The following is a 17,518-nucleotide window of genomic DNA, read 5'->3' as shown; positions in this document are numbered from 1 at the left end:
TGGCCCCGTGGTGTAGATTGGTTAGCACACCCGCCTGTCACGTGGGAGGTCGCGGGTTCAAGTCCCGTCGGGGCCGCCAAAAGCCGCGCAAGCGGCTTTTTTCTTTTCCCCTTCCGGCAGCGGTATAATTGAGCAAGGGTCTATGGCTCGCCCCATGCAGGCATCAGGCGCCAGATGAGCGCGCTTTTTTTGTGAGGAGAACATGGCAGAGATCGTTCCTGTGGAGATTACCGAAGAAGTCAAGCAGAGCTTCATCAACTACGCCATGAGCGTCATCGTCGACCGCGCCCTTCCCGACGTTCGGGACGGGCTCAAACCGGTGCAACGGCGGATCCTCTTCGCCATGTACCAGGAGGGGCTGCTCCCCAACCGGAAGCACTCCAAAAGCGCCGGCGTGGTCGGCGAGGTGATCAAGAAATACCACCCCCACGGGGACCAGGCGGTCTACGACGCCATGGTGCGGCTGGCGCAGGCGTGGAACCTGCGCTATCCGCTCGTCGACGGTCAGGGGAACTTTGGCTCCATCGACGGCGATCCCGCGGCGGCGTACCGCTACACCGAGGCCAGGCTCTCCCCCATCGCCCTCGAACTCCTTCGCGACATCGACAAGGACACCGTTGACTTCAAACCCAACTTCGACGGCACCACCGAAGAGCCCGAGGTGCTGCCGGCCGGGTTCCCCAATCTGCTGGCCAACGGTGCCAGCGGGATCGCCGTGGGGATGGCCACCAGCCTTCCGCCGCACAACCTGAGCGAACTGATCGACGCCTTGGTGGCGATGATTGAAAACCCGGCGATCACGCTGGATGAGGTCATGGCCCACCTTCCGGGCCCCGACTTCCCCACCGGCGGTCGTCTGAACCGCGCCGGAATCAAGGACGCGTATGCCAAAGGCCGCGGGAGCCTGCGTCTCAGGGCCAAGGTCTACATCGAGGACAAAAAGGGGCGGCCGGTCCTGGTGGTCAGCGAAATCCCCTACCAAGTCAACAAGTCGAGCCTCATCGCCCAGATTGCGGCCCTGGTCCGGAACAAAAAGATCGAGGATATCTCGGCGCTTCGCGACGAGTCGGACCGGCAGGGCATGCGCATCGTCATCGAGCTCAAACGGGGCGCCAACCCCGAAGTCGTGCTCAACCAGCTCTACAAGCACACCGCTCTGCAAACCACCTTCACCGTCAACCTGCTGGCGATCGTCGACGGCGAGCCCAAGGTGCTCTCGCTGCTGGAACTGATGCGCCATTTCCTCGACCACCGGCGCGAGGTGATCACCCGCCGCACCCGGTTCGAGCTCAAAAAGGCCGAAGACCGCGCCCACGTGCTCGAGGGCCTGCTCATCGCCCTCGACAACCTCGACGAGGTGATCGAGCTCATCCGGGCCTCGAGGGACGCCGGCGAAGCCAAACGGGCCTTAATTGAGCGCTTCTCGCTCACCGAGATCCAGGCCCAGGCCATCCTCGACATGCGTCTGCAACGCCTGACCGGGCTGGAGCGGGAGAAGCTCCAGGCCGAGCACCGGGAGCTCCTCGAGCGCATTGCCTGGCTGCGCGCCATCTTGCAGGACGAAGGCCGGCTCTGGGGGGTGGTCAAAGACGAACTCCTAGAGATCAAGGCCAAGTACGGCGACGCCCGCCGTACGGTGATCACCACCTTTGCCGAAGGCTTTGCCATCGAGGACCTCATCGAGGACGAGCCCATGGTCATCACCATGACCGCCGCCGGCTACGTCAAGCGAACGCCGCTTGAAGCCTACCGGGCGCAAGGCCGGGGCGGCATGGGGGTCCACGTGGGGCGCAGCAAGGATACCGACGAGGCCACCCGCGTCTTCGTGGCCCAGATGCACGACCAGCTCCTCTTTTTCACCAACCAAGGCCGTGTGTACGGCACCAAGGTCTTCGAACTCCCCGAGGCCTCGCGAACCGCTCGGGGCAGCCACGTCCGTCAGTTTCTCCCCCTGGCCGATGGGGAGGAGGTGGCCGCGCTCCTTAGCATCAAGAACCTGAGCGAACCCGGGGACTTCGTCTTCGCGACCCGGAACGGCACCATCAAGCGAACGCCCATCCAGGAGTACCAAAACCTCAACGCCGCCGGCCTCATCGCCATTCACCTGCAACAGGGCGACGACCTGATCGCCGTGGCCACGGCCAGGCCCGGAGACGACGTGGTGCTGGCCAGCAGCCAGGGAAAAACCATCCGCTTTGCCCTCTCCGAGGTGCGCCCCACCGGCCGGGCCAGCCGGGGCGTTCGCGGCATACGCCTGCGTGAAGGCGACCGCGTGGTCTCTCTGGCCGTCATCCCCGAGGTCTGGGAAGGCGATCTCCTGGCGGTGGGCGCCAAGGGTTACGGGAAACGCACCCCCGCGGGCGAATACCCCCGCCAGGGAAGGGGCGGCCAGGGGGTCATCGGGTTCAAGGTCAGCCCCAAGGTCGGCCGGCTCGCGGCGCTGCTGCCGGTTCAGGGCAACGAAGACCTGCTCGTGCTCTCCCGCAAGGGCCAGGCGATCCGCACCCGGGTCCGGGGCATCCCCTCTTACTCCCGCTCCACCGGTGGCGTGCGCATCATCAACCTCCCCGAGGGAGACGAGGTGGCCTCAGCCTTCGTGATCGCCGAGGACTGAACCCACGCCTTCAAAATCAACCCCCGGGCCCGTCGTGCCCGGGGGTTTATAGAGTAAGGGCATGCAAGCCTACGTGGTTTTGGTCACCGCTCCGAAAACGACCGATTCCGGTGAGTCTTCCGCCGAAGCGCTGGCCCGAAAGCTGGTCGAAGAAAGGCTCGTCGCCTGCGTCAACATCGTCCCCGGCCTTACCTCGATCTACCGCTGGCAAGGATCGGTGGTCACCGACGAGGAAGTCCTCTTGATTATGAAAACCACGGAGGGCCGTCTGAATTCGCTCATCGAGCGGGTCGCCGAACTGCACCCTTATTCCGTCCCCGAGGTCCTGGCGCTCCCTGTCGACCGGGGGTATCCGCCGTACCTGGAATGGCTCGCCGAGTCCACCCATCCAGAGAACGGCGAGCGGTAGATTTTTTCGTAACCTATATGTTTACAAATTGGCCCCGGCGTGCTAGCCTGGGGATGGGAGGGAATTGTGACCAAGACCAGGATTACCGACACCCAGACCTTCGCCCCAGGCGAGGTCATCCTCTACCCGGGCGTCCCGGGGCCGAAAGAGCCCCTGATGCGGGTCCGCGAGGGCCTGGTGCGTATCCAAAACGTCGACGACGACGGGAACACCCTGACGCTTCGTTTCGTACGGCCGGGCGAGTTCTTTGGCGAAGAGGCGCTCGTGGGCGCGGAACGCCGCTACTTCGCCGAGGCCGTGACCCACACCGCGATCGACACCTACGACCCTAAAAACCTCGGCCTGGAGGAGTTCCGTGAATTAACCGTGCACATGATCGGCGCCCTCAACCAAACCTACCGCCGAATCGAGCGGCTGGTGAGCCAGCGCCTCAAAAACCGAATCGCGGCCGCCCTCATCGAGTTCAGCGACACCGCGGTGGCGGAACGGAGTCCTGAAGGCCAAACTGTCATCCGACTGACACACGACGAGCTCGCGGCTGCGGTAGGATCGGTAAGAGAAACCGTCACCAAGGTGGTCGGGGAGCTCTTCCGGGAAGGGTACATCCGTTCGGGGTACGGGAAGATCACCATCCTCGACCGTAAGGGTCTGGAAGCGCTGGCAAAGGTCAGGGAATAGCGGGGCGCTCGAGGTGTCAGAACCGGAAACCACCGATCTCCTCATCGTCGGGGCCGGGCCAACCGGACTCGCCGCCGCCTTCTACGCCGGGATGCGGGGCCTCACCGTTCGACTGGTAGATCCCCTGGAGGAAGCCGGCGGTCAGCTGGTCGCGCTCTATCCGGAAAAATTCATCTACGACGTCGTGGGGTTCCCCAAAATTAAGGCCGCCGAGCTCGCGGCCCGGCTGGTGGCCCAGCTGGCGCCGTTCCATCCCCGCTACGCGCTCGGCGAACGCGCCGAACGCCTTTTACCCGAAAACGGCGGTTTCAAGCTCACCACCGAGAAAGGCCGCGTCTACCGCGGTCGGGCGGTCATCATCGCCTCCGGCCTTGGCATCTTCGAACCCCGGCGCGTCGGCGCAGAAGGCGAGCTTGAGTTCGAAGGAAAAGGGCTTGAGTACGCACTCCGCGACCCGAAGGCCGTCGAGGGCAAACGGGTGCTCATCGTCGGCGGCGGGGATTCGGCGCTCGACTGGGCGCTGACGCTCAAACAAACCGCGCGCGTGACCCTGATCCACCGGCGCAACAGCTTCCGCGCCCACGAGCGATCGGTCGAGGAGCTCAGAGCCGCCGCCGAGGCGGACGAGCTCGAGGTCCTCACCCCCTACGTCCTCAAGGCCGTCCGCGGCGGCGATCGGGTCGAGGCAGTCGAGATCGAAAACCTGCAAGATAAGCACAAGCGTACGCTCGCCGCCGACGTGGTACTGATCCTGGCCGGTTTCCTCACCAAACCCGGCCCCATCCAGGCGTGGGGCCTGACCATGGACAAGGGGAAGATCGTCGTCGACACCCGAATGGAAACCAACATCCCCGGTGTCTTCGCCGCGGGCGATACCGTCACCTACCCCGGGAAGCTGAAACTCCTCCAGGTCAACTTCGGCGAAGCCGCCACCGCCGCCAACTACGCCGCCTCCTACATCACCGGCGAAAAGGCCTTCCCCGGCCACTCCTCGGACCGTCCGCTGACCCCAAGCTAAACGGGCGCTCAAGGGGCCGCCGTGGTGTTTGCCGCGGCGACTGGCCCCATTTTTCAACCCGGGCCCCGTTAACTCCCCTAGAATGGGGACCGGAGGTGATCATATGAAGCGGTTCCTTGTTCTTGTGGCCGCTCTGGCCATGGGCGTCATGGCCTGGGCGGGCGAGTTCTCCATCGTCCACTTCAACGACGTCTATGAGATCCAGCCGGTCAAGCGGGGAAAATTCGGTGGAGCAGCCCGGGTGGCCACCCTCATTCAATCCCTGGGCGGCCAGGACAACCTCATCCTCTTCTCGGGCGACACCCTGAGCCCCTCGCTGATGTCCAGCGTCTTTAAGGGCAAACAGATGATCGACGTCTTCAACCGGCTCGGGGTGGACTATGCCGCCTACGGTAACCACGAGTTCGATTTCGGTCCCGAGGTGGCGGCCGAGCGGGTCAAGGCCTCGAGGTTCACCTGGATCGCCACCAACCTGGTCGACGGCAATGGCCGCCCCCTGGCGGGCGCCGCCCGTTGGGCACTCGTTGAGTGGCACGGGGTCAAAGTGGGCCTCCTCGGACTCGCCGATGACTGGCTCGAGCTGACGAGCCCCGGCCCCGGTGCCAAGTACCTCGACTTCGTCAAGACCGCCCGCACCTACGCCAAGCTGCTCCGCTCGAAAGGCGCGGAGGTCGTCATCGCCCTCACCCATATGGACATGGTCAACGACGAAAAGCTGGCGGCGGAGGTTCCTGAGATCGACTTGATCCTCGGCGGTCACGATCACGAGCCGATGTGGAAGGTGGTGAACGGCACGCTGATCTGGAAGACCGGCTCCGACTGGCGCTGGCTGTCTCAGCTCAAGGTCTACACCGTGCCCGGCCAGAAACCTATCGTCGTGCCCACCCTCTACACCGTCGACGCCAGCATTCCCGCCGATCCTCAGATGACGGCGGTGGTCGCAAAATACGCCGAGGCGCTCGATAAAGCCATGGCCGAGCCGATCGGGGAAACCAAGGTTGCCCTCGATGCCCGCCGCAAAACCGTCCGTCGCGAGGAGTCCAATCTCGGCAACCTGATCGCCGACGCCATCCGGGACTACGCCCAGGCCGACTGCGCCATTCAAAACGGGGGCGGTATCCGCACCGACCGTCTCTACGGCCCCGGCACCCTCACCAAGAAGGATATTTTCTCGATCCTGCCGTTTGGCAACGTGGTGATCAGCGTCAAGGTCACGGGGGCCGACCTGAAGGCCGCGCTCGAAAATGGCGTCTCGCAGTGGGAGCGGACCAAGGGCCGCTTCCCGCAGGTCTCGGGCATCCGCTTCACCTTTGACCCCAAACGTGCCCCCGGTGAGCGTGTGCTCGAGGTCTCCGTCGGCGGAAAGCCCCTCGATCCGGCGAAGACCTACACCTGCGCCATCAACGACTACATGGGGCGCGGTGGCGACGGCTACACCATGTTTAAAAACGCCCCCCGCGTCATCGACGAACGGAGTGGGCGCCTGCTGGCCCAGGTGGTGGTGGATTACATCGAGGCCCATAGCCCGGTGGCGCCAAAGGTGGAAGGCCGAATTATCCGGAAATAGGCACTGGGCCCAAGCAGCGGGGGCGGGTGGCGTTGCCACCCGCCCCTTTTTTCGCACCCGAGTCACCCGGCGGCCATTGCCACGGCGGGGTGCTTAGAGGTCGTAGTAGAGGTGGTACTCGATCGGCGACGTGCGCAGGCGAACCTCGGCTGCCTCCTCGCGCTTTCTCGAGATCCACTCCTCGAGGATGGCCTCGGTAAAAACGCCGCCCTCGAGGAGGAAGTCGTGATCGCGCTCCAGGGCATCCAGCGCCTCGTCGAGGCTTTTGGGGAGGGTCTTGATCCGCCGGGCCTCGCTGCGGGAGAGGGCGTAAAGGTTTTTGTCCACCGGCTTCGGCGGCACCAGCTCGCGCCGGATCCCATCCAGACCTGCCATGAGCATGGCGGCGAACGTCAGGTAGGGGTTTCCGGAGGGGTCAGGCGCCCGGTACTCGATGCGCTTGGCTTTGCGGAACTCGGGTCCGCTAAAGTACATGGGAACCCGGATGACCGCGGATCGGTTGCGCTTGGAGATGATCAGGTTCACCGGCGCCTCGTAACCGGGGACCAGCCGGCGGTAGGAGTTGACGGTAGGGTTGGTGATGGCCGCGAGCGCTGGCCCGTGGGCCAGCAGGCCAGCGACGTAGTGCATGGCCAGCTGGGAGAGCTCGGCGTACCCTTCGGGATCGTAAAAGAGCGGCTCGCCCCCCTTCCAGAGCGACTGGTGGGTGTGCATTCCCGAGCCGTTGTCGCCGAAAAGCGGCTTGGGCATGAAGGTCACCGTCTTCCCGGCCCGGGCGGCGGTCTGGCGCACCGCGTACTTGTACTTGAACACCTTGTCGCCGATCCGGGTCAAGGTATCGAAGCGAATGTCGATCTCGGCCTGACCGGCGGTCGCGACCTCGTGGTGGTGGAGCTCGACCTCGACCCCGATGGCCTCGAGGTTCTTGACCATCTCGCTCCTGAGGTTCTGGTTCTTATCGACCGGTGGCGCCGGGAAGTAGCCTTCCTTAGGCCGGATCCAAAGCCCGTCACCCCCGCCCTCGCTCTCCCAGTGCGCTTCTTCAGACGCAACCCAGAACCCCGACTGGTGGGGCGCCACGGAAAAGCTCACCTGATCGAAGATGAAAAACTCGATCTCCGGGCCCCAGTAACTGGTATCGGCGACGCCACTTTGCTTGAGGTAAGCCTCGGCCCGCTTGGCCACCCCCCGGGGGTCCTTCTCGTAGAACTTCTGCTCCACCGGGTCATACACATCGGCGATCACGACCAGGGTCTTGTGCTCCAGGAAGGGGTCGACGAACGCCGTGCTGACGTCCGGAATCAACAGCATGTCGGACTCGTTGATCGCCTGGAAGCCCTGGATCGACGACCCGTCAAACCCGACGCCTTTGGTAAAGAAGGCTTCGTCGGCTTCGCGGGCGGGAACGGTGAAGTGCTGCCACCGCCCCGGGAGGTCGGAAAACCGTAGGTCAACGAACTCAATCCCCTGCTCCCGTATGTATCCGATGGCCTCAGCTGCGTTTTTGAACACCGCCACACCTCCGCGCAAAATATTACACATTGAGCCTACATATCGGTCGCAGATGCGTCAAGCCTTTTATGATCTTCGTTGGCGTTATGCGTAACGCTATGTCCTTTTCTCGCCCTTGTTCATATTTCTGTGCCAGCTCTCGTGCACGTTGCGCATTATTTCATGGCCGCCTGCGCTATTTCGCAGGGGCGCATATACATTCAGTTCGTCTTGGGGTAAACTGCAGTCATGGGTTTGAGCAAAGCAGAAATCCTCAAGGAGATGGAGAAGCATAACGTCCGGTTCCTGCGCCTTCAGTTCACCGACATCCTCGGCATCAACAAGAACGTCGAGGTGCCGGTGAGCCAGTTCGAGAAGGCGCTCGATGGGGAGATCATGTTCGACGGTTCCTCGATCGAGGGATTCACCCGCATCGAGGAATCCGACATGCACCTGGTTCCCGACTACAACTCGTTCGTGATCTTCCCCGATACCCTCGAGGACCCCAAGCGCGGACGCGTCGCCCGCCTCATCTGCGACGTGACCTACCCCGACGGGCGGCCCTTCGAGGGGGACCCGCGCCAGGTGCTCAAGAGGCAGATCGAACGGCTCCGCGCGCTCGGCTTCGACGATATGTTCGCCGGACCCGAGCCCGAGTTCTTCCTCTTTATGCGGGACGACGGCGGGGTACCCACAACCCTGACCCACGACCAGGCGGGCTATTTCGACCTCGCCCCCATCGACAAGGGCGAGGAGGCCCGGCGCGATATGGTCAACGTTTTGGTGGAGATGGGCTTCGAGATCGAAGCCGCCCACCATGAGGTCGCGCCCGGACAGCACGAGATCGATTTCAAGTACGCCGATGCCCTGACCACCGCCGACAACATCGCCACCTTCAAGTTCGTGGTGAAGAGGGTCGCCCTCCTCCACGGCCTGCACGCCACCTTCATGCCCAAACCCATCCGGGGCATCAACGGCTCGGGGATGCACACCCACCTCTCAGTCTTCAAAAAGGGCGAAAACGCTTTCTACGACCCCAAAGCCGAATACCAGCTCTCGGAGGTGGCCCTCAACTTCATCGCCGGGCTGCTCACCCACGCCGCGGGTATGGTGGCGATCACCAACCCCCTCGTCAACTCTTATAAACGCCTCACCCCGGGGTACGAAGCCCCCACCAACATCGCCTGGTCGGCCTCCAACCGCTCGGCCATGATCCGGGTCCCCGCCCGGCGCGGCGTGGGCACGCGGGCCGAGCTGCGCATGCCCGACCCCAGCGCGAACCCCTACCTGGCCCTCGCGGTCATGCTCGCCGCCGGCCTCGACGGCATCGAGCGTAAGCTCACCCCGCCGCCGCCCATCCAGCGCAACATCTTCCAGATGGGCATCCGTGAGCGGCGGCGTCACAAGATCAAGGAGCTGCCGGGAACCCTGCGCGAGGCCCTGGAGGCGCTGGAAAAAGATGAGCTGATCAAGGGTGTACTTGGTGAACATATCTACGAACACCTGGTCAAGGCCAAGCGACTTGAGTGGGAAGACTACCGGATCAGCGTGCACCAGTGGGAGCTCGACCGTTACCTGGCGAGCTACTAAGGCCTCACACGCTGAAAAACCGCGGGGGAGGGCTCCCGCGGTTTTTTATTGACAAGCGCGGCGTATTTTTTTGTAAAATACCGGTGCGAGACAAGATAGAACTCGCACGAAAAGGAGGGGGATATGAGGAAAAGTATACTCCCAGCGTTGCTCGTGGCCTTTGGTGCACTGGCATTTGCGCAGTCCAACGTCATCAAGATCGCTACGGTGTCGCCGCTGTCGGGTGAGCAGGCCGCCCTGGGCGAGATGATCAAGCTCGGGGCTCAGCTCGCGGTCGAAGAGGCGCAGCCCGAGTTCGAAAAGCTCGGCTTCCGGCTCGAGCTCGCGCCACAGGATGACCAGGCGAACCCCGACGTCGGCGTGGCCGTGGCCCGTCGTCTGGTCACCGACCCCGACGTCCTTGCCGTGGTTGGCCACCTGAACACCGGTGTCGCCATCCCGTCCTCGGAAGTCTATAAAGACTACCAGCTGCCCATGGTATCCCCGGCCAACACCGGTCCCGCGGTGACCGACCGCTGCTACCTCAACATCGACCGCCTCGTGGGCCGTGACGACGTTCAGGGCCCGGCGGGGGCCGAGTTCGCGGTGAAGACGCTCGGCGCCAAGCGGATCTTCGTGGTCCACGATAAGACCACTTACGGTCAGGGCGTGGCCGAGCAGTTCAAGATCAAGGCCGAAGAACTCGGAGCCAAGGTCGTGGCCTTCGTCGGCACCGAGGAAAAGTCCAACTTCCAGGCTTTGATCCTTCAGATGAAGGCCAGCCGTCCTGACTTCGTGTACTTCGGTGGCATCTACAACCAGGGTGCGGTGCTCCTGAAGCAAATGCGCGAGCGGGGCATCAAGGCCACGTTCATGGGTCCCGACGGGCTTGACTCCTCCAAGTTCGTCGAGATCGCCGGCGATGCCGCCAAGGGTGCCTACTACACCACCGTCGCCGGTCCCATCGACCAGTACCCCAAGGCCAAGGCCATGGCCGAGAAGTTCAAGCAGCGCTTCGGAAAAGAGCCTGAGTCGTTCGCCATCTACGGCTATGACTCGGCCAACGTCGTGATCGCCGCCCTCAAGAGCTTCATCGAGCAGGCCAAGCGTAAACCTACCCGGGCCGAGCTCTCGATGCTCATCCGCCAGACCCAGATCAGCGGGGTAACCGGCGACGTGGCCTTCGACTACAAGGGCGACCGGAAGAAAGCGGATTACTTCGTCGTCCACCTGGCCGAGGCGAAGTACCCGGGCACGGTGGCGAAGGTCATCTCCTTCCCCGCCCCGGCGAGCGTCTGCAAGAGCATTCGCTAATGTCTTGAGCAAGGTGTGATCCAGGGGGCGCTGCGGCGCCCCCTCACTCGTGGACCGGAGACAAAGCGGGGAACATATGCTAACTTATTCGTTGTGATGAGAGTTTTAACCCCATCGGGAGGTGTGTCTTGTTCGAAGTCTTGATCTCGCTACTGCCGAGCGTCCTCCTCGAGGGCCTCATCCTTGGCTTCGTGTACGCCATGATCGCGCTGGGCTACACCATGGTCTACGGCGTCCTGGAGCTCATCAACTTCGCCCACTCGGAAATTTTTATGTCAGGCGCGGTCGCCGGTGCCGAAACCTTCATCCTGCTCAAGGGCACCATCGCCAACCCCTACCTCTTGCTGCTGGTCGCAATCGCCATCGGCGGCGCGGTCGCGGCCTTCGTCTCAGTATCGGTCGAGCGGCTCGCCTACCGCCCGCTTCGAAAACGCGGGACCACCAACCGGCTGGTGCCCCTCATCACCGCCATCGGCGCGTCGTTTTTCCTTCAGGACCTGGTGCGCCTCATCGAGGGCCTATGGAACAACGCCTTTTACCGCCGTTATCCCACTTTCGACGCCTTTGAACGGACGTATAACTTGCCGGTATGGCTCGGGGATATCGTCATCATCCTTAGCCTTTTCACCTTCTTTTTCGCCATCGTCTATCTCATCTACTGGGTCGGGGTTCGGCTCGTCCGGGCTAAGCACAAACACCCAAGCCGCAACATCCTCTATGCCCTTTCCGGCCTGTCGATCCTCTTCACGGTTTTGTTCTCGCTGAAATATCGCGAGGTCCTCACCACCGACATGGGCCTCTCGATCCAGATGAAGTCGCTGCTGGTCATCGTGGTGTCGCTCGCCATGCTCTTTGGCCTCAACTGGCTGGTCAACAAAACCAAGCTTGGGGTCGCGATCCGCGCCGTCGCCCAGGATGCCCAGACGGCGAGCCTGATGGGAATCAACCCCGACGTCATCATCTCGCGGACCTTCCTCATCGGCGGCTTTCTCGGAGGCGTGGCCGGGGTCCTCTTCGGTCTGCTCTACACCCTGGTCCACCCCTACGTGGGCTTCATCCCCGGCATCAAGGCCTTTACCGCCGCGGTGCTCGGGGGGATCGGGAACATCACCGGCGCCGCGGTGGGCGGGCTGGTGCTCGGCATGCTGGAGATGCTCGGCGGCACCTACCTGACCTTCCTCACCAACGGCGCCATGGGCACCGAGTACAAGGACATCCTGGCCTTCGTGATCCTCATTTTGATCCTTCTCTTCAGGCCCCAGGGCATCCTCGGCCAGCAGGTGGGTGAAAAAGTATGAAGAACCTCGCCAGAAACCAGCTCCTGCTCAGCCTGGCCATCGCTTTGGTCGCGGTGGCGTCGGGGTTTTGGTTGCTTTCGGATCCTCGAGGCACCCTTCCCTTCCTCCTGACCCTCGCCTCCCTGCTCGGAGCATTTTTGCTGCCGATCTCCAAATGGTTGAAGGTGCTCATCGGCGGCGCCATTTTGCTCATCGTGGTCCCCGCCGCCGGCTTCCAAAACTCCTTCCTCTTCGAGCTCGGCGTCCAGATCGGGATCTACGCCGCCATGGCGCTCGGGCTCAACGTCGTGGTCGGCCTCGCCGGCCTGCTCGACTTGGGGTATGCGGCCTTCTTCGCCGTAGGCGCTTACACCTGGGCCATCTTCGGGTCCAAGCAGGCCAATGAGTTCATGCCGGTGAAGATCTTTCCGCTCCCCGGGGAATACTTCTACCTCTTCATGCTGCTGGCGGTGGTCGCGGCAGCGATAACCGGCCTCATCATCGGTCTGCCGGCGCTCCGGCTCAAGGGCGACTACCTGGCCATCGTCACCCTGGGGCTCGGTGAGGTGGTGCGCGTTTTGGCCAACAACCTGGACCAACCCATCAACATCACCAACGGCCCCCAGGGCATCACCCCCATCCAGCGCCCGCCGGTCGACTGGTTCATCGCCCTCTTCAACCAGTTCGGGATCCAGCTCGACAAAGCCCAGGCCTACCCGCTCTTCTTCTACTTCCTGGTCCTCGGCATTATCGGAATCGTCACCCTGGTGAATATCCGCCTCGACCACTCGCGCTTTGGCCGGGCCTGGATCGCGATCCGCGAAGACGAGATCGCGGCCCGGGCCATGGGAATCCCGCTACTTCCCACCAAGCTGCTGGCCTTTGCCACCGGGGCGAGCTTTTCCGGAGCCATGGGGGCGCTCTTCGCCGCCAAGCAGCTCTACGTGAGCCCGGAATCGTTCACCCTGATCCAATCCATCATCATCCTGGTGATGGTGATCCTGGGTGGCATGGGCTCGATCCCGGGGGCCATCCTGGGCGCGGCCACGGTCACCATTCTCAACGTCGACGTGTTGAAAACGGCCTCGGAATATTTGGAAGGGCTTCGCAGCAGCGGCTTTACCATCAACCTCGGGTTTTTCAAGTACAACTTCGCGAACCTGCCCACCCAGCTCGAACCCGCGAAGTACGAGCGGATGGTGTTCGGCCTCATTATGGTGTTAATGATGATCTACCGACCCGAGGGCATCATCCCCGAAAAGCGGCGGGTGCTCGAGATGCGGGAGAGCGAGTGAGCCGTCCCCCAGTGAAGGGAGTCGAGCGATGAGCCAGAACACGGACGTGATCCTCGACGTGGAAAAGGTCACCAAAACCTTCGGTGGCCTGGTAGCGGTCAACGACGTGAGCATGCAGATCCGGCGCGGCGAGATCTTCGCCGTCATCGGACCCAACGGGGCCGGCAAGACCACCTTCTTCAACCTCATCACCGGCATCTACAAGCCCGACCGCGGGAGCATCCGCTTCGACGGGGAGGACATCACGGGGAAAGACCCGGCCTGGATCGCGGCCCGCGGCATGGCCCGGACCTTCCAGAACATCCGTCTCTTTGGCGCCATGACCGCGCTCGAGAACGTCATGGTCGCGCGCCACGTCCACACCAGGACCAGCTACGCCGACGCACTCCTCCACACGCCGCGCTACCACCGCGAAGAGAAAAAGGCGCTCGAGCGCTCGATGGAACTGCTCGAATACATGCAGCTCGGCCACCGGGCTCAGGAGCTGGCGAAGAATCTGCCCTACGGCGAGCAGCGCCGGCTCGAGATCGCCCGAGCCCTGGCCCTGGAACCCAGGCTGCTGCTCCTCGACGAGCCCGCCGCCGGGATGAACCCCCAGGAAACGGAAGAACTGCAAGATCAGATCGTCAAGGTCCGCGACGATCTGGGGATCACCATCGTTTTGATCGAGCACGACATGAAACTGGTTATGAGCATCTCCGAGCGAATCGCGGTCCTCGACTACGGTAAGAAGCTGCTCGAGGGCACGCCCAAAGAGGTCCAAAACGACCCCCGGGTCATCGAGGCCTACCTTGGGCGGGGCGCGGTGGAGGGCGCACAATGAAGAAGGTCCTCGAGCTCAAAAGCGTTCACACCTACTACGGGCACATCCACGCCCTCAAAGGGGTGAGCCTCGAGGTCAGGGAAGGCGAGATCGTCACCCTGATCGGGGCCAACGGCGCGGGGAAGACCACCACCCTGCGAACCATCTCCGGGATGGTCCACCCGCGTGAAGGGGAAGTCATTTTCGAGGGCAAGCGGGTCAACCACCTGCCGGCTTATGAAATCGTCAAACGGGGCATCGGCCACGTCCCCGAAGGCCGGCGAATCTTCCCCCGATTGACCGTCGAGGAGAACCTCGAGATCGGCGCCTACCTCACCAACGACCGCCAAACCGTGGCCGAGCGCAAGACCGAGGTCTTCGACCTCTTCCCCCGCCTGGCCGAGCGCCGCCGCCAGCTCGGGGGCACGCTCTCGGGCGGCGAGCAGCAGATGCTCGCCATCGGCCGCGCGCTCATGCAGGACCCCAGGATCCTCCTCCTCGACGAGCCCTCGATGGGACTCGCCCCGGTGCTGGTCGACGCCATCTTCGAAATCATCGTCGAGCTCAACAAACGCGGCAAGACCATCCTGCTCGTCGAGCAAAACGCCCTGCTCGCGCTCAAGGTCGCGCACCGCGGCTACGTCCTGCAAACCGGAGAGATCACCCTCGAGGGCCCAGCGGAAGAGCTCGCGCGCAACGAGGAGGTCAAAAAAGCCTATCTGGGTGGATAAAAATTCTACCTCAGCGTTGCCGCCCCCGCCTGGGGGCGGTTATACTTTGAAGCGCAATTGAAACTGGAGGTGTGTATGAAAAAATTACTCATCGGCATCATGTCGCTTTTCCTGGTCGCGGGAATGGGCTTTGCCCAGACGCTGGTGTACGGGCAGTCCGACCTGCCCAAAACCCTCGACTCCGCCGACGCCCAGGACGGCAACTCGCTGCGGGTCGCCAAGCAGGTGGTGGAGACCCTGGTGGCGTTCAAACCCGGCACCGTGATCCCCATCCCCGGTCTGGCGGTGCGCTGGGAGGCCAACGACGACTCGACGGTCTGGACCTTCTACCTCCGAAAAGGGGTCAAGTTCCACGACGGCACCCCCTTCAACGCCGAAGCGGTGAAGTTCAACTACGACCGCTGGAACGATAAGCAAAACCCCTACCGGGGCAACAAGCAGTTCGTCCCCTTCACCTGGGTCTTCGGTGGCTTCAAAGGTGAGGGGTCGGTGATCGACAAGGTCGAGGTCGTCGACGACTACACGGTCCGCTTCTACCTCAACAAACCGGTCGGCTTCTTCCCGCAAATGGTCGCCGCGAGCTACTTCGGCATCGACAGCCCCACCGCGGTCAAGGCCGATCCCGACCGCTACGGTACCCCCGACGTCGGCATCGTAGGCACCGGCCCCTTCGTGTTCAAGAGCTGGTCCATCGGCGACAAGGTCATCCTCGAGCGCAACGAGAACTACTGGGGCGAAAAGGCCAAAGTGAAGACCCTGGTCTTCCGGGGCATCCCCGAGCCCACCTCGCGTCTGGCCGAGCTCCGGGCGGGCTCGATCGACATCGCCAACAACCTCTCGCCCGAGGACTACCAGACCATCAAGAACGACCCCAACCTGGTGGCCGTGGTCCAAAAGGGCCTCAACATCGGGTACCTGGCCTTCCACCAGCAAAACAAGCCGCTCGACAACCTCAAGGTGCGCCAGGCCATCGCCATGGCCGTAGACTGGCAGGCGATCGTCGACGCCTTCTACGGCGGACTGGGCGAGCGGGCCACCGAATTCGTTCCTCCGGCCATGTGGGGGCGCGCCGGCGACATCAAGCCCTTCACCTATGACCCCGAAAAGGCCAAGCAGCTGCTCGCCGAAGCCGGTTACCCCAACGGCTTCGAGACCGAGATCTGGTACATGCCCGTCTCACGCCCCTACTTCCCGGCCCCACAGCCGATCGCCGAGACCATCGCCACCTACCTGGCCGACGTGGGCATCAAGGCCAAGCTCAAGACCGAGGACTGGGGGACCTACCTCTCCGACTACGACCAGGGCAAGTTCCCCATGTACATGCTGGGCTGGAGCCCCGACTACCCCGACCCGGACAACTACCTCTACACCTTCTTCGGCCCCACCTCGATCAAGACCAACCTCGGCTGTGAAACCGACGTCTGCAAGGAAATCGGCGATCTGATCCTCAAGGCCCGGGTGACGGCAGACCTCGATCAGCGCAAGGCCCTCTACGCCAAGGCCCAGCGTCTGGTCCACGACAACGTGCTCTCGATTCCCGTGGCTCACAACAACCCCCTCCACGCCACCCGCAAGAACGTGAAGAATTACATCCCGAGCCCCTTGGGGTCGGAAGAGCTCTACATGGTGGAAGTCAAGTAGCAAGCGCACCTTCCAATGGGCCCGGCGCGTCCGGGCCCTTTATACTTTTCCTCGTGGCCGCATACGCCTTACGAAGATTCCTGAGCCTCATCCCCGTGCTCTTCGGTGTCAGCCTCCTGGTCTTCACCTTCGTCCACCTCATTCCCGGTGACCCCGCCCGCGTCATGCTGGGCCAGCGGGCAACGCCCACGGCGGTAGAGCGATTACGCAAGGAGCTCAACCTCGACAAACCCCTCTTCCTCAACCTCAAGGCCTTTCGGGAAAGCGGGGAGGTGAAAAAGCTCTTCGACAGCCAGTACCTCGCGTTTCTTTCCCGCACCCTTCAGGGCAACCTCGGCCGCTCGATCTTCACCAAGGTCGACGTCAGCCGCGAGCTCAGGGCAAGGTTTCCCGCCACCCTCGAGCTGACGCTGGGGGCAATGGCGGTGGCCCTCTTCGCCGGAATCCCTGCCGGAATTCTCGCGGCACTGAGAAAGAACAGCCTCTGGGATCTCATGGTCATGACCGGAGCGCTGGTCGGGGTCTCGATGCCGATTTTCTGGCTCGGCCTCCTCCTCATCTACATCTTCGCCGTCAATCTCCACTGGCTCCCGCCTTCGGGGCGGCTGGGGCTTGGCTTCAATTTCGAGCCGGTGACCGGTCTGCTCCTTTTGGATGCGCTCTTGCGCCTGCGGTTCGACGTCTTCTTTGATGCCCTCCGCCACCTGCTCCTGCCCTCGCTCGCGCTCGGCTCGATTCCCACAGCGGTCATCGCCCGCATGATGCGGAGCGCGATGCTCGAGGTCCTCTCGCAGGACTACGTTCGCACCGCCCGGGCCAAAGGCCTGCCGGAACGGGTGGTAGTCTGGAAACACGCCCTCAAAAACGCCATGCTTCCGGTCATTACCATCATCGGCCTGTGGTTTGGCACCCTGCTCACCGGGGCGATCCTGACCGAGACCATCTTCAACTGGCCGGGTATCGGCAAGTGGCTCTACGAGGCCATCCAGGCCCGCGATTATCCCATCGTCCAGGGCGGCACCCTCTTCATCGCCACCATCTACGTTATCGTCAACGCCCTGGTCGACCTCTCGTACGGCCTTTTGGACCCCAGAATCCAGTATCGCTAGGAG

General features: G+C 63.0%; 14 protein-coding genes and 1 tRNA gene. 14 read left to right on the top strand and 1 reads right to left on the bottom strand.

The features are described 5' to 3' along the window. The first annotated feature begins 1 nt into the window (after position 1). The 6 genes from ACZ5BT_RS08930 to ACZ5BT_RS08905 all read left to right on the top strand — a co-directional run bounded on the left by ACZ5BT_RS08930 (position 2) and on the right by ACZ5BT_RS08905 (position 6,286). Positions 2-79 (top strand) — tRNA-Asp (locus ACZ5BT_RS08930). Between the two features lie 123 nt (positions 80-202). Beyond that, entirely contained in the window at positions 203-2,614 is a 2,412-nt protein-coding gene (gene gyrA, locus ACZ5BT_RS08925; protein WP_464884246.1) for a DNA gyrase subunit A, read from the top strand. Positions 2,615-2,675: 61 nt separating this feature from the next. Continuing rightward, positions 2,676-3,023 (top strand): divalent-cation tolerance protein CutA, encoded by a 348-nt coding sequence (gene cutA / locus ACZ5BT_RS08920; RefSeq protein WP_464884245.1) that lies wholly within the window; start codon positions 2,676-2,678, stop codon positions 3,021-3,023. 66 nt (positions 3,024-3,089) lie between these two features. Beyond that, positions 3,090-3,701 (top strand): helix-turn-helix domain-containing protein, encoded by a 612-nt coding sequence (locus tag ACZ5BT_RS08915; protein ID WP_464884244.1) that lies wholly within the window; start codon positions 3,090-3,092, stop codon positions 3,699-3,701. Between the two features lie 13 nt (positions 3,702-3,714). Further along, positions 3,715-4,719 (top strand): NAD(P)/FAD-dependent oxidoreductase, encoded by a 1,005-nt coding sequence (locus ACZ5BT_RS08910; protein ID WP_464884243.1) that lies wholly within the window; start codon positions 3,715-3,717, stop codon positions 4,717-4,719. Between the two features lie 103 nt (positions 4,720-4,822). Next, positions 4,823-6,286, top strand: coding sequence for a bifunctional metallophosphatase/5'-nucleotidase (locus ACZ5BT_RS08905; RefSeq protein WP_464884242.1), 1,464 nt, complete (start codon positions 4,823-4,825; stop codon positions 6,284-6,286). A gap of 93 nt (positions 6,287-6,379) precedes the next feature. On the opposite strand, the gene glnA (ACZ5BT_RS08900) is transcribed toward ACZ5BT_RS08905, so the two are convergent. After that, positions 6,380-7,804 carry a type I glutamate--ammonia ligase gene (gene glnA, locus ACZ5BT_RS08900; RefSeq protein ID WP_464884241.1) on the bottom strand — a complete coding sequence of 475 codons (1,425 nt, stop codon included), beginning with the start codon at positions 7,802-7,804 and terminating at the stop codon, positions 6,380-6,382. 222 nt (positions 7,805-8,026) lie between these two features. On the opposite strand from glnA (ACZ5BT_RS08900), the gene glnA (ACZ5BT_RS08895) reads away from it, so the two are divergent. The 8 genes from glnA (ACZ5BT_RS08895) to ACZ5BT_RS08860 all read left to right on the top strand — a co-directional run bounded on the left by glnA (ACZ5BT_RS08895) (position 8,027) and on the right by ACZ5BT_RS08860 (position 17,515). After that, positions 8,027-9,367 carry a type I glutamate--ammonia ligase gene (glnA, locus tag ACZ5BT_RS08895; RefSeq protein ID WP_464884240.1) on the top strand — a complete coding sequence of 447 codons (1,341 nt, stop codon included), beginning with the start codon at positions 8,027-8,029 and terminating at the stop codon, positions 9,365-9,367. Between the two features lie 123 nt (positions 9,368-9,490). Further along, a complete protein-coding gene (locus tag ACZ5BT_RS08890; RefSeq protein WP_464884239.1) occupies positions 9,491-10,660 on the top strand; it encodes a branched-chain amino acid ABC transporter substrate-binding protein in 1,170 nt (389 codons plus the stop codon). Between the two features lie 128 nt (positions 10,661-10,788). Next, positions 10,789-11,958 carry a branched-chain amino acid ABC transporter permease gene (locus ACZ5BT_RS08885; protein WP_464884238.1) on the top strand — a complete coding sequence of 390 codons (1,170 nt, stop codon included), beginning with the start codon at positions 10,789-10,791 and terminating at the stop codon, positions 11,956-11,958. Beyond that, positions 11,955-13,232, top strand: a complete 1,278-nt coding sequence (locus tag ACZ5BT_RS08880; RefSeq protein WP_464884237.1) for a branched-chain amino acid ABC transporter permease — start codon at positions 11,955-11,957, stop codon at positions 13,230-13,232. The genes ACZ5BT_RS08885 and ACZ5BT_RS08880 overlap by 4 nt, the downstream gene beginning before the upstream one ends. 28 nt (positions 13,233-13,260) lie before the next feature. Further along, entirely contained in the window at positions 13,261-14,055 is a 795-nt protein-coding gene (locus ACZ5BT_RS08875; protein ID WP_464884236.1) for an ABC transporter ATP-binding protein, read from the top strand. Further along, entirely contained in the window at positions 14,052-14,765 is a 714-nt protein-coding gene (locus ACZ5BT_RS08870; protein WP_464884235.1) for an ABC transporter ATP-binding protein, read from the top strand. Before ACZ5BT_RS08875 ends, ACZ5BT_RS08870 begins: the two co-directional genes overlap by 4 nt. A gap of 75 nt (positions 14,766-14,840) precedes the next feature. After that, positions 14,841-16,406 carry an ABC transporter substrate-binding protein gene (locus ACZ5BT_RS08865; protein WP_464884234.1) on the top strand — a complete coding sequence of 522 codons (1,566 nt, stop codon included), beginning with the start codon at positions 14,841-14,843 and terminating at the stop codon, positions 16,404-16,406. A gap of 53 nt (positions 16,407-16,459) precedes the next feature. Then, positions 16,460-17,515, top strand: coding sequence for an ABC transporter permease (locus ACZ5BT_RS08860; RefSeq protein ID WP_464884233.1), 1,056 nt, complete (start codon positions 16,460-16,462; stop codon positions 17,513-17,515). The last annotated feature ends 3 nt before the right edge of the window (positions 17,516-17,518 follow it).

The organism is Vulcanithermus mediatlanticus (assembly GCF_055385885.1).
This window is presented reverse-complemented; position numbering and strand designations above follow the sequence as displayed.